Raw genomic sequence first — 3,691 nt, 5'->3', positions numbered from 1 at the left:
TTATGACATCTGCTACCCCCACTGTAAAGATGGGGTTTTCTTGACGCTTACGGAGTTCTGGAAGCCGCCAACGAGCGGCAGATGGAAATCAATAGATAAAATTTTTTGTCCTGACAAATGGGTCCACTATAGATATCAGTTTTCTCTATTGAGGTATCAGCTAGTCACTAAACACTTCATTGCAGAAAGGACAGAATTTCCAACCAGGATTTCTTGGATTGAGGCACTTAGGGCACTTGTGTTTCAACGAATGGCCACAAAACGGGCAAAATACGTAATCAGAACTCAACGGCAACATACATTTTTGGCATATGATCATCTCCCTGCTCGATATGCTGGAGGTTACCCTTAGTACCTCTTCAAGAGTCGTTATCCCCATCATAGTTTTCTTGAGTCCATCCTCAATAATAGAACTCATACCGACATCAAAAGCAGCGCGGGAAATGTCGTTTTCTCCGGCCTCCTCGTAGATAAGTTTTCTGACTGTTGGATTAGCCGGCAGGATTTCATAAATTCCTACCCTGCCTCTAAAGCCGCGTCCTCCGCAATCATCACATCCTACCGCCTTACAGAACTTGACGTCGAGACCTATATTTTCCCCTTTTATACCCAGCAGTATAAGCTCTTCCACTGACGGTGTATAGGGTTGTTTACATGTGTCGCAAAGTTTCCTGACAAGCCGCTGGGCAATTATTCCGTTTAGGGATGATGCTACAAAGTGGCTCTTGATACCCATACCTTTAAGCCTGGTAACTGCCGCAACGGCAGTGGTCGTGTGTAGGGTGCTTATCACAAGATGTCCGGTTATAGAGGCCTGAATGGCTATTTCGGCGGTCTCCGGGTCGCGCATCTCTCCTACCATTATGATGTCGGGGTCTTGTCTTAGCACGGAGCGCAGAGCGGTTGCGAAAGTAAGTCCGGCCTTATCGTTTATGTTCACCTGATTAGCGCCCTTCAGATTATATTCTACCGGGTCCTCAATCGTAACAATGTTGCTTCTATCGTTCATCAGGTGATTCAATGAAGAGTACAAAGTGGTACTTTTCCCGCTGCCGGTTGGTCCTGTGACAATCACAAGGCCCTGTGGCCTTTCTATCATCTCCAACACCACCTGATAATCCTTGTCGGACAACCCTATATCAGTTAATGCCAGATTTGACGCGGATGGATCAAGTACCCTGATAACTATCTTTTCGCCAAATTGTGTGGGCAGAGTTGATACTCTGAGGTCAACCCCCTTGCCTTCAACTTTTATCTTTATCCCGCCGTCTTGCGGGATGCGTCTTTCAGATATATCCATCTTGGCCATAACCTTTATCCTTGAGACTACCGAGGGGGCGAAGGTCTTTGAAAGCTGTGTAAGGCCGGACATTATGCCGTCAACGCGCAATCTGATATTGAAAGAGTTTTCGTGAGGCTCCATGTGTATATCGCTTGCCTTGGCTTTAAGGGCGCTGAAGATTATCTTATTTACGAGTTGAATGACCGGTGGGGATTCGCTGTCTTTTAACAGCTTATTAGCCTCGCTATAAACGTCAATGCGTTCGGTTTTTATGTCCAGTTTGGAGTCTAAATTGTCCTGGTCGTTGAAGAGTTCCTTGAGCCGGTCAAACGTATCAATCTGTGTTGCGCCGGTTGACCTGTCAAATGAAACTTCGGCGTAATTTCGGCGAATGGCATTTTCTATCTCAGTTGGCGTGGAAATGACAACCTCAACATCCTTGTTAAGCAGGTATTTGACTTCCCTGATGGCGTCAATGTCCATCGGATTGGCCATAGCTATTTCCACGACCCGATTTGTGGCGCTCAACGGGACAAGGACATATCTCAGGGCGAAGTCCTTGTCTATCAATCTGGCCACATCGGTTTGTATGGCTACAAAAGTCAAATCAATGTATGGCATATTAAGTTGAGACGAAAGCCCGCGCGCGATTTCAGTCTCTGAGGCAAAGTTCATCTTCGTGATAATGTCGCCAAGTTTCTTTTTGGTTGTCTTTTGTTTTTTGAGACATACTTCCAGTTGCTCCGGCTTAATGGTTCCCGCCTCGACGAGTATCTCTCCCAGCATTCTGGGTTTTGTCTTGTAGTAATAGCTCTGAATACCCCTTCTTATTTCGGATAATGTTGCAACTACGGGATTTACGCCTTTGCCTGTGACAAACTCCAAATCTCTGATTGCCCCAAGGTCAAGCGGGTCGGACATTGCGACGGTTATGCGGTTACCTTTAAAATTGATAGGCAGCACAAGGTGTTTCTCTGCGAGTTTAACGGGGACGGCCTTAATGGCCTCTGCCTCTATGATGGCGCTTTTAATCTCGATGTACTCAAGGCCCATGTTGTCGGCAAGGGTGTGAACAATGTCCATCTCCGTAGTAAGCCCCAGGTCAATGAGCACCTTGCCGAGTTTGTGTCCGGTTCGTTTTTGCTCGGTGAGGGCGGCATTCAGTTCCTTTTCACTAATAACACCGGCCTCCAGCAACGTCGTGCCAAGTTTTTTGGCGTTAGGGTCTTGTCTGCTCATTCTGATTGTCACAATCTCGTCCTCCGGTTCATGTAGACGATATTATACACGTTGCAGCGTTTTATTTCAAATCGTGACCGGCGATGTAAAGGGCTGGTGTTATCCCAACAGACCCGTTCAAATTAAACTATGCAAGCCCCTCTCGTTTAAGAACTGCTTCAATATTTGCCTTCAGTCCTGGCATTTCCTTATCTACCGTATCCCAAACCACATGGATATCAACTCCGAAGTACTGGTGTATTAATTTGTCCCTTGCTCCGGCCATTTTTCTCCATGGAATTTCGTGGCATTTGTTTTTCGTATCCGTGCTTATTCTCTTTGCTGCCTCTCCGATTATTTCCAACTCCCTTATAACACCAGCCTGAACCAAGCTATTATCAATGAAGCTGTCAATGTTCATACCCTTCGTGTATTGTTCGATTCTGCAAACAGCATCATGGATATGTCGTAGATAAACGAAATCATCTCTACGCATCAGTAAATCTTTACAAGACTTTTCTTGATATTATCTATCATATAAGGGCTAATAGCAGGTTCGGTCAATAAATCCACCTTAATTCCAAGTGCCTCCGATAGTTCCAGCTCAATGCCTACTATATCGTAGAGGGTCATCTTTGTCGAAAATTCGACGAGAACATCGATGTCGCTATTAACTGAAAAATCCCCTCTTCCGTAAGAGCCGAATATGGCAATACTCTTAACCCCGTAAGGTTTGAGGAAATCCACTATCGTATGCTTAATCTCCTGAGTCATTACCTTCTCTTCTTAATATTCCTTCGCGCGGTCAAGACTGAGAGATTCCGGGTCATTGTCCTCAATCATTAGACGGTAAAGCCCGTAGTTCTCTAATATCTCCTCAATCTTGCCGAATGTCTCAATGTCAATCTCAACAGCCAACCTGTTGTTATGAGCATCTACAACATATTTTTTTACTATCTCCAGCATAACCTCATTCTCCCTCGCCTAATCGTATCAGCGGATGTAGACACAACCCGCCCGCCAGCATATCTGTAAGTATAACATTTTTTCGTATAAGGATTGAAGACATGATAAATAACAATAATGTCATCAAGAATCTGTTATCCCGGCAGATGCAAATTCCTATGTCGGAACTTGGCCATACCCCTATAACCGACATAGAGAAGCGAAAAGAGTTAAAAGCCCCCGTGC

4 protein-coding genes are annotated in these 3,691 nt (G+C 45.1%); all 4 read right to left on the bottom strand.

What is annotated here, in order from left to right:
- Positions 1–160: 160 nt before the first annotated feature.
- The 4 genes from AB7D94_RS16775 to AB7D94_RS16760 all read right to left on the bottom strand — a co-directional run bounded on the left by AB7D94_RS16775 (position 161) and on the right by AB7D94_RS16760 (position 3,466).
- Positions 161–2,533 carry an ATPase, T2SS/T4P/T4SS family gene (locus AB7D94_RS16775; protein ID WP_420267216.1) on the bottom strand — a complete coding sequence of 791 codons (2,373 nt, stop codon included), beginning with the start codon at positions 2,531–2,533 and terminating at the stop codon, positions 161–163.
- A gap of 115 nt (positions 2,534–2,648) precedes the next feature.
- Positions 2,649–2,996 carry a HepT-like ribonuclease domain-containing protein gene (locus tag AB7D94_RS16770; RefSeq protein ID WP_420267215.1) on the bottom strand — a complete coding sequence of 116 codons (348 nt, stop codon included), beginning with the start codon at positions 2,994–2,996 and terminating at the stop codon, positions 2,649–2,651.
- Complete coding sequence (locus AB7D94_RS16765) at positions 2,996–3,274, bottom strand: nucleotidyltransferase family protein (RefSeq protein WP_420267214.1); 279 nt, start codon at positions 3,272–3,274, stop codon at positions 2,996–2,998. Before AB7D94_RS16765 ends, AB7D94_RS16770 begins: the two co-directional genes overlap by 1 nt.
- Positions 3,275–3,286: 12 nt before the next feature.
- The gene (locus tag AB7D94_RS16760) at positions 3,287–3,466 is read right to left on the bottom strand and encodes a hypothetical protein (RefSeq protein ID WP_420267213.1); all 180 of its coding nucleotides are present in this window, start codon (positions 3,464–3,466) and stop codon (positions 3,287–3,289) included.
- Positions 3,467–3,691: the final 225 nt, after the last annotated feature.

The organism is Candidatus Magnetominusculus dajiuhuensis, from assembly GCF_046044395.1.
GTDB lineage: Bacteria > Nitrospirota > Thermodesulfovibrionia > Thermodesulfovibrionales > Magnetobacteriaceae > Magnetominusculus > Magnetominusculus dajiuhuensis.
Note: the sequence above shows the minus strand (reverse complement) of the source record. Positions and strands in the feature narration are given on the sequence as shown.